The 17490-nt window shown below is 61.0% G+C and carries 17 protein-coding genes; 6 read left to right on the top strand and 11 right to left on the bottom strand.

From position 1 onward, the window contains the following. Positions 1-223: 223 nt before the first annotated feature. Positions 224-856 carry a TetR/AcrR family transcriptional regulator gene (locus VLA07_RS10955; RefSeq protein WP_083367618.1) on the top strand — a complete coding sequence of 211 codons (633 nt, stop codon included), beginning with the start codon at positions 224-226 and terminating at the stop codon, positions 854-856. A gap of 161 nt (positions 857-1017) precedes the next feature. Here the strand turns inward: VLA07_RS10955 and VLA07_RS10950 are convergent, their stop codons facing one another. The 8 genes from VLA07_RS10950 to VLA07_RS10915 all read right to left on the bottom strand — a co-directional run bounded on the left by VLA07_RS10950 (position 1018) and on the right by VLA07_RS10915 (position 8299). Further along, the gene (locus VLA07_RS10950; protein WP_007967989.1) at positions 1018-1233 is read right to left on the bottom strand and encodes a TOBE domain-containing protein; all 216 of its coding nucleotides are present in this window, start codon (positions 1231-1233) and stop codon (positions 1018-1020) included. A gap of 33 nt (positions 1234-1266) precedes the next feature. Continuing rightward, a complete protein-coding gene (gene ssuB / locus VLA07_RS10945; protein WP_333989229.1) occupies positions 1267-2073 on the bottom strand; it encodes an aliphatic sulfonates ABC transporter ATP-binding protein in 807 nt (268 codons plus the stop codon). Continuing rightward, positions 2070-2852, bottom strand: coding sequence for an aliphatic sulfonate ABC transporter permease SsuC (ssuC, locus tag VLA07_RS10940; RefSeq protein WP_096797601.1), 783 nt, complete (start codon positions 2850-2852; stop codon positions 2070-2072). Before ssuC ends, ssuB begins: the two co-directional genes overlap by 4 nt. 8 nt (positions 2853-2860) lie before the next feature. Then, a complete protein-coding gene (gene ssuD / locus VLA07_RS10935) occupies positions 2861-4009 on the bottom strand; it encodes an FMNH2-dependent alkanesulfonate monooxygenase (protein WP_003229262.1) in 1149 nt (382 codons plus the stop codon). A 25-nt stretch (positions 4010-4034) separates the two neighbouring features. After that, positions 4035-5015, bottom strand: coding sequence for a sulfonate ABC transporter substrate-binding protein (locus VLA07_RS10930; protein WP_333989228.1), 981 nt, complete (start codon positions 5013-5015; stop codon positions 4035-4037). Positions 5016-5104: 89 nt separating this feature from the next. Beyond that, positions 5105-5698: an NADPH-dependent FMN reductase gene (gene ssuE / locus VLA07_RS10925; RefSeq protein ID WP_096797603.1), complete on the bottom strand. Its 594-nt coding sequence runs from the start codon at positions 5696-5698 to the stop codon at positions 5105-5107. 317 nt (positions 5699-6015) lie between these two features. Further along, positions 6016-6654: a peroxiredoxin gene (locus VLA07_RS10920; RefSeq protein ID WP_007967980.1), complete on the bottom strand. Its 639-nt coding sequence runs from the start codon at positions 6652-6654 to the stop codon at positions 6016-6018. A 295-nt stretch (positions 6655-6949) separates the two neighbouring features. After that, positions 6950-8299, bottom strand: coding sequence for an OprD family porin (locus tag VLA07_RS10915; protein WP_247267251.1), 1350 nt, complete (start codon positions 8297-8299; stop codon positions 6950-6952). Positions 8300-8663: 364 nt separating this feature from the next. Here VLA07_RS10915 and tauA point away from each other — a divergent pair, with 364 nt between their 5' ends. Next, on the top strand, positions 8664-9659 hold the full coding sequence (gene tauA, locus VLA07_RS10910) for a taurine ABC transporter substrate-binding protein (protein ID WP_333989227.1): 996 nt from the start codon (positions 8664-8666) through the stop codon (positions 9657-9659). A gap of 124 nt (positions 9660-9783) precedes the next feature. On the opposite strand, the gene argA is transcribed toward tauA, so the two are convergent. Both argA and argE read right to left on the bottom strand, forming a co-directional pair. Continuing rightward, positions 9784-11082, bottom strand: coding sequence for an amino-acid N-acetyltransferase (argA, locus tag VLA07_RS10905; protein ID WP_007967974.1), 1299 nt, complete (start codon positions 11080-11082; stop codon positions 9784-9786). A 267-nt stretch (positions 11083-11349) separates the two neighbouring features. Continuing rightward, positions 11350-12504, bottom strand: coding sequence for an acetylornithine deacetylase (gene argE / locus VLA07_RS10900; RefSeq protein ID WP_096796144.1), 1155 nt, complete (start codon positions 12502-12504; stop codon positions 11350-11352). A gap of 156 nt (positions 12505-12660) precedes the next feature. Here argE and VLA07_RS10895 point away from each other — a divergent pair, with 156 nt between their 5' ends. Next, positions 12661-14031 (top strand): CYTH domain-containing protein, encoded by a 1371-nt coding sequence (locus VLA07_RS10895; protein WP_027610504.1) that lies wholly within the window; start codon positions 12661-12663, stop codon positions 14029-14031. Positions 14032-14145: 114 nt separating this feature from the next. Here the strand turns inward: VLA07_RS10895 and VLA07_RS10890 are convergent, their stop codons facing one another. After that, a complete protein-coding gene (locus tag VLA07_RS10890) occupies positions 14146-14616 on the bottom strand; it encodes an Lrp/AsnC family transcriptional regulator (protein WP_247267249.1) in 471 nt (156 codons plus the stop codon). Between the two features lie 126 nt (positions 14617-14742). Between VLA07_RS10890 and VLA07_RS10885 the strand changes: the two genes are divergently transcribed. From VLA07_RS10885 to VLA07_RS10875, 3 genes are all read left to right on the top strand, one after another. Further along, the gene (locus VLA07_RS10885) at positions 14743-15081 is read left to right on the top strand and encodes a hypothetical protein (RefSeq protein ID WP_096796142.1); all 339 of its coding nucleotides are present in this window, start codon (positions 14743-14745) and stop codon (positions 15079-15081) included. A gap of 90 nt (positions 15082-15171) precedes the next feature. Beyond that, the gene (locus VLA07_RS10880) at positions 15172-16956 is read left to right on the top strand and encodes a GspE/PulE family protein (RefSeq protein WP_027610501.1); all 1785 of its coding nucleotides are present in this window, start codon (positions 15172-15174) and stop codon (positions 16954-16956) included. Between the two features lie 65 nt (positions 16957-17021). Next, entirely contained in the window at positions 17022-17342 is a 321-nt protein-coding gene (locus VLA07_RS10875) for a DUF2388 domain-containing protein (RefSeq protein ID WP_177409030.1), read from the top strand. The last annotated feature ends 148 nt before the right edge of the window (positions 17343-17490 follow it).

Here is a 17490-nt window from a genome sequence, read left to right as displayed (position 1 = left end):
CGTCGGCTGTCGTAGCCCGCGGCGTTTTTTATGGCCCGATTTTGATCTGAATGGCCGCCTGCGGCGGTTCGGGAGCAAGCCCCCTCCCACAGGGGGCCTCAGCGAATGGGGATCGTTTGTACGCAGAAGATCAACTGTGGGAGGGGGCTTGCTCCCGAAGGCGTCCTGGCAGACAACACACGGCGCGGCTCGTACAATGCCCGCTGCCCCGCAGGAGACTTCCATGACGCGTCCCGCCCCCGTCCGCAAACCCCGTGCCCGCAGCCAGGCGCGCATCGATTCGATACTCGACGCCGCGCGTACGCTGTTGGCCGCCGAGGGTGTGGCCAGTCTGTCGATCTACAGCGTCGCCGAACGCGCGCAGATTCCGCCGTCCTCCGTGTATCACTTCTTCGCCAGCGTGCCGGCACTGCTCGAAGCGCTGACCGCCGACGTGCATGCGGCGTTTCGCGCCTGCCTGCAAGCGCCGATCGACCACGACGCCCTGCGCGACTGGCGTGACCTGTCGCGGCTGGTCGAAGAGCGGATGCTGGAGATCTACGACGAAGACGCGGCGGCCCGCCAGTTGATCCTCGCCCAGCACGGCCTGACCGAAGTGACCCAGGCGGACCGCCAGCACGACATCGAACTCGGCGACCTGATGCACAAGCTGTTCGACCATCACTTCGAATTGCCGCGCCTGCCCAGCGATGTCGATGTGTTCGCGCTGGCGATGGAGTTGGGCGACCGCGTGTATGCGCGCTCGGTGCAGCAGCATGGGCAGATCACGCCGCGCATGGCCGAGGAAGGGATGCGGGTGTTTGATGCCTACATCGGGTTATACCTTCCACCTTACCTGCCCAAAAGAATTCTCTAGCGTCTTTACCGGCCTCTTCGCGAGCAGGCTCGCTCCCACATTTGGAAAGCGGTTCCCTGTGGGAGCGAGCCTGCTCGCGAAGGCCGCACCGCGAACTTCAAGACAGACACAAAAAACCCCGAAGGGCTCACGCCTTTCGGGGTTGTTTTTTACTCACCGGCTTACAACTTGGCGATCGACACCTCAGTGGATTTCACGAAGGCGATCACTTCGCTGCCCACCGCCAGTTCCAGCTCCTTGACCGAGCGGGTGGTGATCACTGAAGTGACGATGCCGGAAGCGGTTTGCACGTCGATTTCCGACAGCACGTCGCCGAGAACGATCTCCTTGATCGAGCCTTTGAACTGGTTGCGCACGTTGATGGCTTTGATAGTCATGGCTTTGATTCCTGTCGTTGGATGTAACTTGAGTTATTGAGCCCAGCGCAATTGCGTAGGCAGTGGTGAAACAGGTTCCGGCTCCGGCGGCTCGCCGGGCAGGGACAGAACACGGTTGAGCACTTCGGTTTCCAGCGCCGCCAGTCGATGCGATCCGCGCACTCGCGGGCGTGGCAGTTCCACTTGCAGGTCGAGGCCGACTTCGCCGTCCTCGATCAGAATCACCCGGTCGGCAATCGCCACCGCTTCGCTGACGTCATGGGTCACCAGCAGCACGGTGAAGCCATGCTTCTGCCAGAGGCGTTCGATCAGTTGCTGCATCTCGATCCGGGTCAGCGCATCCAGCGCACCCAGCGGCTCGTCGAGCAACAGCAGGCGCGGCTGGTGAATCAGCGCCCGGGCCAGCGCCACACGCTGCTTCTGCCCGCCGGACAAAGCGGCCGGCCACTCGTTGGCGCGATCGGCCAGACCCACCGCTTCCAGCGCCTCCAGAGCTTGCGGGCGCCAGTCGCCTTTAAGGCCGAGGCCGACGTTGTCGATGATCTTTTTCCACGGCAGCAACCGGGCTTCCTGGAACATCAGCCGGGTGTCTTCCCGCGCATCGCTCAGCGGTGCAGCACCGGCCTGCAGGTCGCCGCCAGTCGGTTGATCGAGGCCGGCGAGCAAGCGCAGGAAGGTGCTCTTGCCGCACCCGCTGCGCCCGACCACGGCGACGAATTGGCCCGCCGGAATGTGCAGGTCGATGTCGCGCAACACCTGCCGCGCGCCAAAGGTTTTCTGCAGGTTGCGCACCACCAGCGGAATCCCGCGCAGCAAGCGTGGAGGTTGTTGAGCGGTCATGCCGCACCTCCTTTGGCAACCTGATAGGCCGGATGCCAGCGCAGCCACACCCGCTCAAGAGCACGGGCGGCGAGATCGGCAAGCTTGCCGAGTACCGCGTAAAGCAGGATCGCCAGCACCACCACGTCGGTCTGCAAAAACTCGCGGGCATTCATCGCCAGATAACCGATGCCGGAGCTGGCGGAAATGGTTTCGGCAACGATCAGCGTCAGCCACATGAAGCCCAGCGCAAAGCGCACACCGACCAGAATCGAAGGCAGTGCGCCCGGCAGAATCACCTGCCAGAACAGGCTGAAACCGCTCAAGCCATAACTGCGCGCCATCTCCACCAACGCCGGATCGACGTTACGGATGCCGTGATAGGTGTTGAGGTAAATCGGGAACAACGTGCCCAATGCGACCAGGAAAATCTTCGCCGACTCGTCGATGCCGAACCACAGGATCACCAGTGGAATCAGCGCCAGGTGCGGCACGTTGCGGATCATCTGTACCGAGCTGTCGAGCAGGCGTTCGCCCCATTTCGACAGGCCGGTGATGAAGCCCAGCACCAGGCCGATGCTGCCGCCGATGGTGAAACCGAGTGCCGCGCGCCAGCCGCTGATCGCCAGATGCGTCCAGATCTCGCCGCTGCGCACCAGACTGACGCCGGCCTCGATCACCGCCACCGGTGCCGGCAGGATCCGCGTCGACAACCAGCCGGCCGACACCGACAACTGCCACACCGCCAGCAAGAGCACCGGCAACGCCCAGGGCGCGAGGCTGTGGATAAATTTGTTCATGGCGCGCCTCAGCTCTGCGACGCGGCTTTGGGAAGAATGTCGTTGGCCACCATCTCGCCGAACGGGCTGACATAACCGGCGCTTTTCGGCAGTTCCGGACGCTCGATGTCGAGGTGCGGGAACAGCAGTTCAGCGACGCGGTACGATTCTTCGAGGTGTGGATAACCGGAGAAGATGAAGGTGTCGATACCCAGATCCGCGTACTCCTTCACGCGGGCGGCCACGGTTGGACCATCGCCGACCAGCGCGGTACCGGCACCGCCACGCACCAGGCCGACGCCGGCCCACAGGTTGGGGCTGACTTCGAGGTTGTCACGACTGCCGCCGTGCAACGCGGCCATGCGTTGTTGACCGACCGAGTCGAAGCGCGCCAGCGATGCTTGCGCACGTTTGATGGTGTCGTCGTCCAGATGCGAAATCAGCCGGTCGGCCGCTTGCCAGGCTTCGGCGTTGGTTTCGCGCACGATCACATGCAGACGAATGCCGAAGCGCACAGTACGTCCGAGCTTTGCCGCTTTAGCGCGCACTTGTTCGATCTTCTCGGCCACTGCGGCTGGCGGCTCGCCCCAGGTCAGCACCATCTCGACCTGTTCGGCAGCCAGATCCTGCGCCGCTTCCGAAGATCCGCCGAAGTACAGCGGCGGACGCGGTTGCTGGATCGGCGGATAGAGCAGCTTGGCGCCCTTCACGCTGATGTGTTCGCCGTCGTAATCGACGGTTTCGCCTTCCAGCACCCGACGCCAGATCCGGGTGAACTCCACCGAGGCCTGATAACGCTCTTCGTGGTTGAGGAACAGACCATCACCGGCCAACTCTTCCGGATCGCCACCGGTCACCAGGTTGAACAGCGCACGACCGCCGGACAGACGATCCAGCGTCGCTGCCTGCCGCGCCGCCACCGTCGGGGAAATGATCCCGGGACGCAGGGCGACAAGGAATTTCAGACGCTGGGTCACCGGAATCAGCGACGCCGCCACCAGCCACGAGTCCTCGCAGGAGCGGCCGGTGGGAATCAGCACGCCGCCAAAGCCCAGACGATCCGCCGCTTGCGCGACCTGTTGCAGATAACCGTGGTCAACGGCGCGGGCGCCTTCGGCGGTGCCAAGGTAATGGCCGTCGCCGTGGGTAGGCAGGAACCAGAAGATGTTGAGGCTCATGGAGTGGTCTCCTTGGGGATTCGATTTACTGGGTTTGGCTAACCGAGCTTTGGGCCACAGCGGCCGGTGGTGTCCAGATCACATCCTTGATGCTCAACGGCTTGGGAATCAGCTTGAGCTGGTAGAAGGTGTCGGCGATTTTCTGTTGTGCGGCGACCACTTCCGGGGTCAGGAACAGCGCACCGTAGCCCTGGCGTTTCACCGAGGTCAGGGTGATGTCCGCCGGCAGGCCGAGCAGTGGCGCGACCTGTTGGGTCACGTCTTCAGGGTTGGCTTTGGACCACTCGCCGACAGCGCGCACTTCTTCGACGAGGGTCTTGATCACCTCGGGATTTTTCTGCGCGTAAGGTTTGGTCGCGAGGTAGAACTGATGGTTGTCGACGATGCCTTTGCCGTCACGCAGGGTGTGCGCTTGCAACTGTTGCTCGGCAGCGGCCTGGTATGGGTCCCAGATCACCCAGGCATCGACGCTGCCACGCTCGAACGCAGCGCGGGCATCGGCCGGCGGCAGGAACACGGTCTGGATATCGGAGTATTTGAGGCCGGCATCTTCCAATGCGCGAACCAGCAGGTAGTGCACGTTGGAGCCTTTGTTCAGGGCGACTTTCTTGCCCTTGAGATCCGCTACCGATTTGATTGGCGTGTCTTTCGGTACGAGGATCGCTTCGCTGTTCGGCGCTGGCGGTTCGTAGGCAACGTAGAGCAGATCAGCGCCCGCCGCTTGGGCAAACACTGGCGGAGTCTCACCGGTCACGCCGAAGTCGATCGAGCCGACGTTCAGGCCTTCGAGCAGCTGCGGGCCGCCGGGGAATTCAGTCCATTGCACGTCCACGCCTTGGGCGGCCAGACGCTTTTCCAGAGTGCCTTTGGCCTTGAGCAGCACCAGCGTGCCGTACTTCTGATAACCGATCCGCAATGTCTCGGCTTGAGCTTGAGTAATGGCGCCGAAGGACACAGCCGCAGCAAACAGAGCGACCAGACCACGACGCAAAAATACAGTGCGCATAGCGCTCTCCTTTTTGCTGTTGGGTTTTGGCTGCACCTGCTTGGCCGTTAGCGGCTGAGTAAGGTGAGTGGAGCAAATTCGGGTGAAGCTCAAATGCTCCAGCGAGCACTCAATAAACGTTCATTCAACAGGCCCGGCTCCAGCGGTTTCGGCCGGCGGGCCATGGCACTGACAAATTGATCCAGTGCTTCATGCAGACGCTGTTCCAATGCCGGTGCCAGTTGCGCCTGGGCGCTGCCTTCGCCGTAAGCGATCTGGCTGTCCTCGGCGAAAATGCCCTGGAGCATTTCCTGGGCCTTCAACGCCGACAGCACGGGCTTGAGCGCGTAATCGACTACCAGCATGTGAGCGATGCTGCCGCCCGTAGCCATCGGTAAAACGATCTTGTGGTTCAGGGCGCGTTCCGGCAGCAGATCCAGTACGGTTTTCAGCGCACCGGAAAACGAGGCCTTGTACACCGGCGTGGCGATCAGCAAGCCATCGGCGTTTTCAATCTGCGCCAGCAGGTCGAGCACCTTTGGGCTGTCGAAGCGGGCGTGGAGCAAATCTTCGGCCGGGAAATCCCGCACCTGATAACTCACCACTTCCACCCCTTGCGCCTGCAACCAGCGTTGCGAGCGCTCAAGCAACACTCCTGAGCGGGAGCGCTGGCTAGGACTGCCACCGAGTGAGACGACCAGCATTCAGACGATTCCTTGCGTGTTACAGGCGATTCGCGGGTTGCGATCTCGCTTCGATGGGAGTGACCTTACCAGCTGATTTATATATCCATAAATCATATTTATTCATTTGGTTATGCGTTTAAGAGATATGCGATTTGCTTTGTTCCGGGCAAAAAAACAGGCCGTGAAAACGGCCTGAAATCCCCTGCTTTGTGGTTCCGTGGTGGCTGGACTAACGCCATCGCGAGCAGGCTCACTCCTACAGGGGAACGCATTTCAAATGTAGGAGTGAGCCTGCTCGCGATGACGGTGGTGGCTACACCGCCAATCTCACTGATTCACTTATTCGGCTGCGGCGTCAGGCGCAGGTATGGTTTCACCGCGCGATAGCCTTTGGGGAAGCGCCGCTTGATCTCTTCCTCGTCCTTGAGCGACGGCACGATCACCACCTCTTCACCGTCCTGCCAGTTGGCCGGAGTTGCCACCTTGTAGTTGTCGGTGAGCTGCAGCGAATCGATCACCCGCAGGATCTCGTGGAAGTTGCGCCCGGTGCTCGCCGGATAGGTGATGGTCAGGCGGATCTTCTTGTTCGGATCGATCACGAACAGCGAACGCACGGTCAGGGTGTCGTTGGCGTTCGGGTGTATCAGGTCATAGAGGTCGGAAACCTTGCGATCGGCATCGGCCAGGATCGGGAAGTTGACGATCGTGTTCTGGGTTTCGTTGATGTCTTCGATCCACTTGTGGTGCGAGTCCACTGGGTCGACCGACAGCGCGATGGCTTTGACGCCGCGCTTGGCGAACTCATCCTTGAGCTTGGCGGTGAAGCCCAGCTCGGTGGTGCATACCGGGGTGAAGTCGGCCGGGTGGGAGAACAGCACGCCCCAGCTATCGCCCAGCCACTCGTGGAAACGAATCTTGCCGGCGCTGGAATCCTGTTCGAAGTCGGGGGCGATGTCGCCGAGTCTGAGGCTCATGGTGCTGCTCCTGATGAGTTGTTGGAGAACTCAACTGTAGCTCGGGATTCGACATCATGAAAAAGAATAAATAAGCAGATATTTAGAATTTAAATGAATATTAAACATCGTTCACTGGACGCTCGCCCGCATCGCGACGAACATCGCCCTCAAGGTTCGAGAAGGCCTTGAGTAGCTGCAAAAGAGGGAATTTCGGAACAGGCTTACGGGGGTGAGCCTGACCCGAAAATGCAAAAGCCCCGTCCGGCGCGATGCCGGACGGGGCTTTTTTACATCAGCGAATCGAGACGCGCTATTACAGCAGCGGGATCGAGTAGCTGACGATCAGGCGGTTTTCATCCTGGTCGCGCTGACCTGGGACGTCGTTGCGCCAGGTAGCGTTTTTCCACATGAAGCCCAGGTTTTTCGCCGGGCCTTCAGGGATCACGTAACCGACGGTCAGGTCGCGTTCCCACTCGGAAGCGCCGGTGCCGTTTTCACGACGGTTGGAGCCAACGGTGTCGATATCGTCGCCGCGCAGGTAGACCACACCGGCAGTCAGGCCTGGCAGGCCGACTTTGGCGAAGTCATACGAGTAGCGTGCTTGCCAGGTTTTCTCGCCGGCACGACCGAACTTCTGGATCTGCATGTCGGTGATGGTGTAGTTCGACGAACCGTCGCCCTGGTTCAGCCAAGGGAAGTCGGAGCTGCCGTTGGAAACCTGGTAGCCGCCACCGAAGGTGTGGCCTTCAACGGTGTACAGGAACAGGCCGCTGTACAGATTGTTGTCGATCGGACCTTTGCCGCTGACGTTGCCGACGTAGTTACCGTTGCCGAAGTAGGCTGCGGTGTTGCCGTTGGCGCCGTCGTCGCTGCTGTGGAAGTAGCGGAAGTCAGACTTCAGCACGCCCGGGCCGATTGCCCAGTTGTGAACCAGACCCAGGAAGTGTTGCTTGTAGAAGTCTTCCAGGTTGCCGTAGTAGTACTGGGCAGTCAGGTCCTTGGTGATTTTGTAGTCACCACCGGCGTAGTAGAATTTGTTGCTGTTGGCAACGCGAGCGTTCGCACCACCAACGGACAGGTTCTCGTTGTTGCTGGAGTTACGACCTTTCACTGCTTCGATCTGACCAGCGACCAGGGTCAGGTCCTTGATCTCGCCGGAAGTGATCTGGCCACCCTGCCAGGTTTGTGGCAGCAGACGACCGTCGTTTGTCACGATGACCGGGTTCTTCGGCTGCAGGGTACCCAGCTTCAGTTCGGTCTGGGAGATCTTGGCCTTGGCGGTCAGGCCCAGGCTCGAGAAGTTATCAACAGCTTCGCCGTTGGACTTGCTCGGGAACACAGTGCCACCGTAGGAAGTCGAGGTTGCACCGTTGGTGCCGCCGCCCGAATCCAGGCGCACGCCCAGCAGGCCGATGGCGTCGATACCGAAGCCTACGGTGCCTTGGGTGTAACCGGAGATGAAACGCAGATCGAAGCCTTGGCCCCATTCTTCGTTCTTGTTCTGCGCGCCAGCCGCTTTGGTGCCGGAGTCACGGTTGTCAGTATTGATGTAGAAGTTGCGCAAGCCCAGAGTGGCCTTGCTGTCTTCGATGAAACCGGCGGCGCCTGCCTGCTGCGCCATAACCCCTACGGCCACAGCCAGGGCCAAGGTGGACTTGTTCATGTAAAGCTCCTCTCGTTTCTAATTCTTGTGTTCCTGGCCCGGGGTCTGATGCCCTGGATCCTAAGATGCGCGATTAGCGCCAGACCGTGACTGACAAGTCAATCGTAACCTTGTGTGTCTACGACCAAGGTCTAATCGCAGTGATTTGGTCCGTGCAGAGTAAAGATTTCCTGATAAACCCAAAAAGAATTTATTCATTTTTTTTCATATCATTCGGGAATATGGCCACTATCTAGCCATCTTCGCCCGGATACAACGTATCGGCGACTAAGCTCATTCCTAAATGGTATTTGTTAGCCTTTTTTTATATCGATTAGCTTTGGCGCAACCCCAATTCGTCAAACCCTATCGAAAAGGCGACGCCATGATGGCTAAACGCGCACTATCTAGTCAATTTGTTACAGTTTGTGTGTCGACGCTGATTTGTTTTTCCGCGCAGGCTGCCAACCTCACCATCGGTTATCAAACCGGGATCGACCCCAGCAAAGTCCCCCAGGCCGACGGTACTTACGAAACAACCATCGGCCAGAAGATCGACTGGCGACGCTTCAATAGTGGCCCGGAAGTTGTGACAGCCATTGCCTCCGGCGATGTGCAGATCGGCAACCTCGGTTCCAGCCCGTTGGCCGCCGCGGCTTCGCGAAACCTGCCGATTGTTGCCTTTATTGTTTCGGCGCAGATCAATGCCGCCGAAGCCTTGGTGGTGCGCAATGGCAGCGGGATCAACACCCCGCAGGACCTGGTCGGCAAGACCATCGCCACGCCCTTTGTTTCCACCTCCCACTACAGCTTGCTCGGCGCACTCAAGCACTGGGGTCTGGACACCAGCAAAGTCAAAGTGGTGAACCTGCAGCCGGCGGAAATCGCAGCAGCCTGGAAGCGTGGGGATATCGATGGCGCGTTCGTCTGGTCGCCGGCGCTGGGGGAAATCCGCAAGACCGGCAAGACCCTGACCGATGCCGCTCAAGTCGGCCAATGGGGCGCACCGACCTTCGAAGTCTGGGTCGCGCGCAAGGATTACGCCGAGAAGCATCCTGACGTCGTCGCGAAGTTTGCCAAAGTCACGCTGGATTCATTTGCCGATTACGCAGCGCATAAAGACAGCTGGACGGCTGACTCGGCGCCGGTTCAGAAAATCGCCAAACTGACCGGTGCCAATGCCGCCGATGTACCGGAACTGCTGGCCGGTTCAGCCTTCCCGGATGCCAAGGCACAGCAATCCACCGCACTGCTGGACGGCGGCACGGCCAAGGCGATTGGTGAGACGGCGAAGTTTTTGAAGGAACAAGGCAAGGTCGAGACGGTGCTGCCGGACTACTCGCCGTACGTCAGTGCGAAGTTTGTAACCGAAAACAATTGAATAGGTGGCGAGGGGATTCATCCCCGATGGACTGCGCAGCAGTCCCCTGCTTTTGCTGAAGCGGGGGCCGCTGCGCGGCCCATCGGGGATGAATCCCCTCGCCACAAAAGTCCTTCGCTAATCTTCAGAGGGTCTTTTCGAAGATCTTCGAGTTACGTTGATAGTTGTACAGCGACGCCCGCGCCGCCGGCAGGCGCTCGACGCTGCTAGGTTCGAACCCGCGCTCGCGGAACCAGTGCGCCGTGCGGGTGGTGAGGACGAACAGGGTTTTCAACCCTTGCGCCCGGGCACGGGTCTCGATGCGCTCCAGCAGCTCATCGCCGCGACCACCGTGGCGGTACTCCGGATTCACCGCCAGGCACGCCAGCTCACCGGCATCCGAATCGGCAATCTGGTACAGCGCCGCACAGGCGATGATCATCCCTTCGCGCTCGACCACGCTGAACTGCTCGATCTCGCGCTCCAGCACCTCGCGCGAACGACGTACCAGAATCCCCTGCTCTTCCAGCGGGCTGATCAAATCGAGCAAACCACCGACGTCTTCAATCGCCGCCTCGCGCACCAGCTCGAATTGCTCTTGCGCGACCAGTGTGCCGCCACCGTCGCGGGTGAACAGTTCGGTCAGCAGCGCGCCGTCTTCGGCGTAGCTGACGATATGGCTGCGCGCGACACCGCCACGGCAAGCCTCGGCAGCAGCATCCAGCAGTTCCGCCTGATAGTTGTTGCCCAGACGCGCCAGATGCGCCGGCACCTGTTGCGGACGCAGTTCGCGCACCAGTTTGCCGTTCTCGTCGATCAGACCGAGGTCGGCGCCGAACAGCAGCAGCTTGTCGGCACCGAGGTCGATGGCGGCGCGGGTGGCGACGTCTTCGCAGGCGAGGTTGAAGATTTCCCCGGTCGGCGAGTAGCCCAGCGGCGACAGCAGCACGATCGAGCGTTCATCGAGCAGACGATTGATACCTTTGCGGTCGACCCGACGCACTTCGCCGGTGTGGTGATAGTCGACGCCTTCGAGCACGCCGATCGGCCGCGCGGTCACCAGGTTGCCGCTGGCCACCCGCAAGCGCGAGCCCTGCATCGGCGACGAGGCCATGTCCATCGACAGCCGCGCTTCGATAGCGATACGCAGCTGACCGACCGCGTCGATCACGCACTCCAGCGTCGCCGCATCAGTGATGCGCATGCCGTGGTGGTAGTGCGGGGTCAGGCCGCGCGCAGCGAGGCGGGTTTCAATCTGCGGGCGCGAACCGTGGACCAGCACCAGGCGCACGCCGAGGCTGTGCAACAGCACGAGGTCGTGGACGATGTTGCCGAAGTTCGGATGCTCCACGCCGTCGCCGGGCAGCATGACGACGAAGGTGCAGTCGCGGTGGGCATTGATGTAAGGGGACGCGTGACGAAGCCAATTGACGTATTCGGGCATGAACCTGGGCCTGTAATAAATAGCAGCCGAAAAAAGGGCGAAACGGAAAACGCACAGCGGGCTGATGGTTATCGTCGGAACAGGCTTGGCGACACGCGCGCTCTCCTCATGAATACGGGTTGGGGTGCTGGCAATTTACAGCGTTTGATCTGACAAAACACCGTCCCCCCTGTGGGAGCGGGCTTGCTCGCGAAGACGGTGGGTCAGTCGACATCGATATACCTGATACAGCGCTTTCGCGAGCAAGCCCGCTCCCACAGGTGGACATCATCGTTTGTCCGGGTTCAGGCAATAATGTTCAATCAACTGCCGCAATAGATGCACGGTAGGCTGCAAACGTGACATTTCAAGGTATTCGCCGGGCTGGTGTGCACAGGCGATGTCGCCAGGGCCGAGCACGATGGTTTCGCAGCCAAGGCGCTGAAGATAAGGCGCTTCGGTGCCGAACGCTACTGCTTCGGCACTGTGGCCGGTGAGCTTTTCAGCAATGCGCACCAATTCGGCGTCTTCGGCCTGCTCAAATGGCGGCACTTCCGGGAACAACGGCTGGTAGTCGATCTTCACCTGATGCCGTTCCGCAACCGGATTGAGCTTGCGCAGAATCTCCGCACGCAGGACTTTCGGGTCCATGCCCGGCAACGGGCGCAGATCGAACTCCAGCGAACACTGGCCGCAGATGCGATTCGGATTGTCGCCGCCATGAATACAGCCGAAGTTCATGGTCGGCTGTGGAACGCTGAACTGCGGGTTGTTGAATTCACGCTGCCACAGCAGACGCAAACCGCGCAGCTCGCCAATGGCATCGTGCATCGCTTCGAGGGCGCTGTGGCCCAGGCGCGGATCCGACGAATGGCCGCTCTGCCCGAGGATATCGATGCGCTCCATCATGATGCCCTTGTGCATGCGGATCGGTTTGAGCCCGGTCGGCTCGCCGATCACCGCCGCACGGCCCAGCGGCTTGCCGGCCTCGGCCAGCGCGCGAGCACCGGACATCGAGCTTTCTTCATCACAGGTGGCGAGGATCAGCAGCGGTTGCTTGAACGGCTGGTCGAGCAGCGGCTGCACGGCCTCGATGATCAGCGCGAAAAAACCCTTCATGTCGCAACTGCCCAGCCCGACCCAGCGGCCATCGACTTCGGTGAGTTTCAGCGGATCGGTCTGCCACAGCGCATCGTCATAAGGCACGGTATCGCTGTGCCCGGCCAGCACCAGGCCGCCGGGCCCGCTGCCAAAACTGGCGAGCAGGTTGAATTTGCCGGGGCTGACCTGCTGGATATCGCAGCTGAAGCCCAGATCACCCAGCCAACCGGCAAGCAAATCGATCACCGCCCGGTTGGACTGATCCAGGCTCGGTTGGGTGCAACTGACCGACGGTGCGGCGATCAGTGCAGCGAACTGGTCTTGCATGGATGGCAAAGGCATCGCTGACTCCAACTCCCGATTTGAAGTCCATCATAGAGCCATCCGGCGCTCGGAATAAACCGCCGCAGGGCGTAGGACGGATCAGTCCTGTACACTGCACGGCCTTGGCAGCCACACATTCCCCCGGCTGCGCTCCCGATCCTGGATTTTCCGGCCATGCAGAAAGAAACCGAAATCAAACTCCGCGTCAGCCGCGAAACCCTCGCTGCCCTGCGCGAGCACCCGCTACTGAAAAAACGCAACAAAAATGGCTGGGAACGCCGTGAGTTGATGAACCAGTACTTCGACACCCCCGAGCGCGATCTGGCTCAGGCCAAAGTTGCCCTGCGCCTGCGCAAGGACGGCGACGAAGTGATCCAGACCCTCAAGACCCGTGGCCAGAGCGTGGCCGGTCTGTCCGAGCGTAACGAGTACGACTGGAAGCTGCCCAAAGCCAAGCTCGACGTGAAGAAACTCGACGGCGAATGCTGGCCCGAGGCGCTGGCCGAGCTGGACAAGAAAACCCTGAAGCCGATCTTCACCACCGATTTCGTCCGCGAGCGCGCGGAAATCGCCTGGGGCCGCGGCAAGGCCAAAGTGGTGATCGAAGCCGCGCTGGACCTCGGTCACGTGGTGGTCGGCAAACAGAAAGAAGAAATCTGCGAGCTGGAACTGGAACTGCGCGAAGGTGAGCCTGCCGCGTTGCTGGAACTGGCCGCCGAACTGGCCGAAACCCTGGCCTTGATGCCCTGCGACATCAGCAAGGCCGAGCGCGGCTACCGTCTGTACGACGCCAACAGCTACTCGCTGAGCCTGCCGGCGCCGCAACTGACCCCGGAAACCCAACTCGACGACGCCTTCGCCGCGCTGGCCTGGCACTTGCTCGGCAGCAGCCAGCGTCTGGCCGAACAATATCGCTTCAACGGCCACTGGCGCCTGCTGCAGGACTGGGTCGAGAACCTCGCGGAAATGCGCGCCCTGCTCAGCAGCCTCGGCCAGGCCGCACCGCGTCCGGCCACTCACGACCTGCGCGTGGCGCTGGATGCACTGCTGGAAGACTGGCGCCCACTGGTTCAGGTCGGTATCGAAGACGAAGACGTACGCAAGGCCGCGCCGGAGCAATTCCTCGAAGAACTGGAAGACCCACGCTGGGGCCTGTTCTCGCTGACTGTTTCGCGCTGGCTGCTGGCCCGCACCTGGGCCGCCGAGCGCAACACCCGCGGCAATCGTCAGGGCGCCGCGCAACTGCACAGCTGGCTGCCGCGCATGCTCGGCGAAGAAGCCACGTCCCTGCAACTGCAGCGCTATCAGCAGCAGCCGGAAGATCTGGCCGAGCAACTGCCGCGCATCGAACGCATCCAGGTCTGGCTGCACCATGCGCGTAACGTGCTGGAGATCGCGGAAATGGATCGCCTGTACGGCGAGCTGAACAAACTGGCGCAACTGGCCAACGAGCCGACGATCACTGACGAACTGCTCGATGCGCGCAAGCAGCAGGCGATTGCGGTTTATCAGAATCGTGCGTGGAAAATGCTGCTGCGCATGTAATGACTGTGTGGTGAGGGGATTTATCCCCGATGGACTGCGCAGCAGTCCCTGCTTTCAACTAAGCGGGGGCCGCTTCGCGACCCATCGGGGATAAATCCCCTCGCCACAAAAGGATCAGCGCAAGACTGGCAGGCTGGTCGTGGATTTGATCTCCGACAGCGCCACAATCGAGTTCACCTCCTGAATCCCTGGCACCAGCGACAGCTTTTCGAAGAAGAATCGCTCATACGCCTCGATGTCCGCCGCGACAATGCGCAACAGAAAGTCCACCGCGCCCATCAACACATAACACTCCAGCACTTCCGGAAAACCGCGAATCGCCTCGGTGAATTCGGTGAAGTTCGAACGCCCGTGGGCGTTGAGTTTGATCTCGGCGAAGATCTGCGTGTTCAGGCCGATCTTCTTGCGATCAAGCAAGGTCACCTGCCCGCGAATGATCCCCTCCTCCTTCATCCGCTGAATCCGCCGCCAGCACGGCGACTGCGACAGGCCCACCTGCTCGGCGATCTGCGCGCTGGACAGTGACGCGTCCTGTTGCAGCAAGGCGAGAATCCGCCGGTCGTAGCTGTCCAGCTCGCTGTGCATAACCAATCCTCAAAGTGATCATTTTTCGAATCGTTCTAGTCGATCAATCCGCGAATCCGCTCATCTTAGACAAGAAATGCCCGACACCGAATGTAAAAATTCCTCCACTGACTCTGGAGACCGGACATGCCTCACCTCGAAGCCGTGAATACCCCTGCGCCCCGCGCCGATGTGTGGAACGTCAACAACGCGCACTGCTGTGCGCGTTATCAGTTGCTCGCCGAAGCCGAGCCGGATCTGTTGGTGCGGGTGCTGAATCTGTTTGCGCTGCAATTCCTCACGCCGCAACAGGTTCACGTCGAGCGGCTCGACGATCTGCTGTCGATCGATATCGTCATTGACGGTCTGAGCTGGCATCGCGCCCAGGTGATTGCGGAAAAACTTCGTAACCTGATCAGCGTCTGCTCGGTGAACCTGCAAGACGCCGACACGGCGTGGGCTGCGCCGGCCCAGGCGTCCGGCTGACAAATCCGGCAACGGCTTTGTCGGGTAGTGGCCCAACAGTCTGCGGGGCCACGACTATCCTTTGCGCACAGTCGTTCAAAAGGAGCCCGCATGTCCGTTCAACTCGCCACTCAGGACCGCTGGCTGGATCTCAACGATGTGTTGCGTGAGCTGGTCGCCCAAGGCTTTATCAGCCAGGACTCGGCGGAGCAGGCGCTCAACGCCCGGCGCCGCCATGCGACCCACGGCCAGCAACATCCGCTGGAGTTCATCGCCAGCCAGCAACTGGATGACCTCAGCCGTCCGGGCAAACATCTGGACCTGGAAAGCCTGACCCTGTGGCTGGCGCAGCAGGCCGGCCAGCCGTACATGCGCATCGACCCGTTGAAGATCAACGTTGCGGCGATCACCCCGCTGATGTCCTACGCCTTTGCCCAACGCCACAAGATTCTCGCGGTGGCGGTCGACCGCGATGCGGTGGTCGTGGCCAGCGCCCAGCCCTACGTCACCGGTTGGGAGGCTGACTTGACCCACGTGCTGAAGCTGCCGATCAAACGGGTGGTCGCCAACCCGGTGGACATCCAGCGCTTCAGCGTCGAGTTCTTCCGCCTCGCCAAATCGGTCAGCGGCGCCAACAACGCCGATCAGCAAAACGGCAACCTCGGCAACTTCGAACAACTGCTCAACCTCGGCGCCAGTGATCAGGAGCCGGACGCCAACGACGCGCACATCGTCAACATCGTCGACTGGCTGTTCCAGTACGCCTTCCAGCAGCGCGCCAGCGATATCCACATCGAACCGCGCCGCGAACAGGGTACCGTGCGCTTTCGCATCGATGGCGTGTTGCACAACGTCTATCAATTCCCGCCGCAGGTGACCATGGCGATCGTCAGCCGCCTGAAAAGCCTCGGGCGGATGAACGTCGCCGAGAAGCGCAAACCCCAGGACGGCCGGGTCAAGACCAAGACCCCGGACGGCGGCGAAGTGGAACTGCGGCTCTCAACGCTGCCCACCGCGTTTGGCGAAAAAATGGTCATGCGGATCTTCGACCCGGAAGTGCTGCTCAAGGACTTCGATCAGTTGGGCTTTTCCGCCGACGACCTGCGCCGCTGGCAGGACATGACCCGCCAGCCTAACGGCATCATTCTGGTCACCGGACCAACCGGCTCGGGCAAGACCACCACGCTCTACACCACACTGAAAAAACTGGCGACGCCGGAGATCAACCTCTGCACCATCGAAGACCCGATCGAAATGGTCGAGCCGGCGTTCAACCAGATGCAGGTGCAGCACAACATCGACCTGAGTTTCGCCGCCGGGGTACGCGCGCTGATGCGGCAGGACCCGGACATCATCATGATCGGCGAGATCCGTGACCTGGAAACCGCAGAAATGGCGATTCAGGCTGCACTCACCGGCCACCTGGTGCTGTCGACCCTGCACACCAACGATGCCCCCAGCGCGATCAGTCGGCTATTGGAACTCGGTGTGCCGCACTATCTGATCAAAGCCACGGTGCTCGGGGTCATGGCCCAGCGCCTGGTGCGCACCCTGTGCCCGCACTGCAAGGCGCCGCTGACGCTGGAAGAGGAAGACTGGCAAACCCTGACCCGGCCCTGGCAGGCGCCGCTGCCGGGCAATGCGCAACGCGCTATCGGTTGCCTGGAGTGTCGCGACACCGGTTATCGCGGACGCGCCGGGGTCTACGAAATCATGCAGTTGAGCGATAGCCTCAAAGCGCTCATCACCCCCGACACCGACCTCACCGCCATCCGCCGGCAAGCCTTCAAGGAAGGCATGCGCAGCCTGCGCCTGTCGGGTGCGCAGAAGGTCGCGGCGGGGCTGACCACCCTCGAAGAAGTGCTGCGGGTGACACCGCAGAGCGAGCAGAAATAGGCCACTACGGAACCGGATTGGCGAATCGTTATCCAACGCCGTAGTTAACCCCCAGGAGTCACTCAATCATGCGTCTCAAACTTGCTGTCGCCACCGTTGCCTTGCTGTCCCTTCCCGTTGGTTCAGCGATGGCCGACAGCTTTTGGCGTAACGTCATTTCGTCCGGCGCCACCACCGGTTCGACCTACCTGACCTTCAAGGATCACAAGCTAATCGTTGCCGCACAGGACGATGCGGGTAGCTTCGTCGCCAGCGATGGCGGCATCCGTGGGCCATACCTGGAGGCAGCCATGCAGAAAGTCCGTGCCGACAACCCGGGCCTGCAAGCCACGGACATGGAACTGGCGAATGCGATTCTGGCGAAGAACGCAGTGGCCTCCGAGTAAGCCAGGCGCCAAACAAAAATGCCGCTCGATCGAGCGGCATTTTTTTGCCCGTAATTTCAAATTCACCACACCACCCTGTGGGAGCGGGCTCGCTCGCGAAGGCGGTGGATCAGATGTATCTATTTTTCTGACACGACGCCTTCGCGAG

This window comes from Pseudomonas sp. S3(2024) (genome assembly GCF_036861315.1).
In the GTDB taxonomy this organism is placed as follows: domain Bacteria; phylum Pseudomonadota; class Gammaproteobacteria; order Pseudomonadales; family Pseudomonadaceae; genus Aquipseudomonas; species Aquipseudomonas putida_A.
The sequence above is the reverse complement of the archived record's forward strand: the minus strand, read 5'-3'. Positions and strand labels throughout refer to the sequence as shown.

Bases quoted from the DNA above. Each gene is read 5' to 3' on its own strand.
- VLA07_RS10930 (WP_333989228.1), bottom strand. From the start codon at position 5,015: ATGCGCACTGTATTTTTGCGTCGTGGTCTGGTCGCTCTGTTTGCTGCG.
- VLA07_RS10920 (WP_007967980.1), bottom strand. From the start codon at position 6,654: ATGAGCCTCAGACTCGGCGACATCGCCCCCGACTTCGAACAGGATTCC.
- ssuD (WP_003229262.1), bottom strand. From the start codon at position 4,009: ATGAGCCTCAACATCTTCTGGTTCCTGCCTACCCACGGCGACGGCCAT.
- VLA07_RS10890 (WP_247267249.1), bottom strand. From the start codon at position 14,616: ATGCACAGCGAGCTGGACAGCTACGACCGGCGGATTCTCGCCTTGCTG.
- VLA07_RS10950 (WP_007967989.1), bottom strand. From the start codon at position 1,233: ATGACTATCAAAGCCATCAACGTGCGCAACCAGTTCAAAGGCTCGATC.
- argE (WP_096796144.1), bottom strand. From the start codon at position 12,504: ATGCCTTTGCCATCCATGCAAGACCAGTTCGCTGCACTGATCGCCGCA.
- VLA07_RS10895 (WP_027610504.1), top strand. From the start codon at position 12,661: ATGCAGAAAGAAACCGAAATCAAACTCCGCGTCAGCCGCGAAACCCTC.
- ssuE (WP_096797603.1), bottom strand. From the start codon at position 5,698: ATGCTGGTCGTCTCACTCGGTGGCAGTCCTAGCCAGCGCTCCCGCTCA.
- ssuC (WP_096797601.1), bottom strand. From the start codon at position 2,852: ATGAACAAATTTATCCACAGCCTCGCGCCCTGGGCGTTGCCGGTGCTC.
- VLA07_RS10915 (WP_247267251.1), bottom strand. From the start codon at position 8,299: ATGAACAAGTCCACCTTGGCCCTGGCTGTGGCCGTAGGGGTTATGGCG.
- VLA07_RS10880 (WP_027610501.1), top strand. From the start codon at position 15,172: ATGTCCGTTCAACTCGCCACTCAGGACCGCTGGCTGGATCTCAACGAT.
- ssuB (WP_333989229.1), bottom strand. From the start codon at position 2,073: ATGACCGCTCAACAACCTCCACGCTTGCTGCGCGGGATTCCGCTGGTG.
- argA (WP_007967974.1), bottom strand. From the start codon at position 11,082: ATGCCCGAATACGTCAATTGGCTTCGTCACGCGTCCCCTTACATCAAT.
- VLA07_RS10955 (WP_083367618.1), top strand. From the start codon at position 224: ATGACGCGTCCCGCCCCCGTCCGCAAACCCCGTGCCCGCAGCCAGGCG.
- VLA07_RS10885 (WP_096796142.1), top strand. From the start codon at position 14,743: ATGCCTCACCTCGAAGCCGTGAATACCCCTGCGCCCCGCGCCGATGTG.
- tauA (WP_333989227.1), top strand. From the start codon at position 8,664: ATGATGGCTAAACGCGCACTATCTAGTCAATTTGTTACAGTTTGTGTG.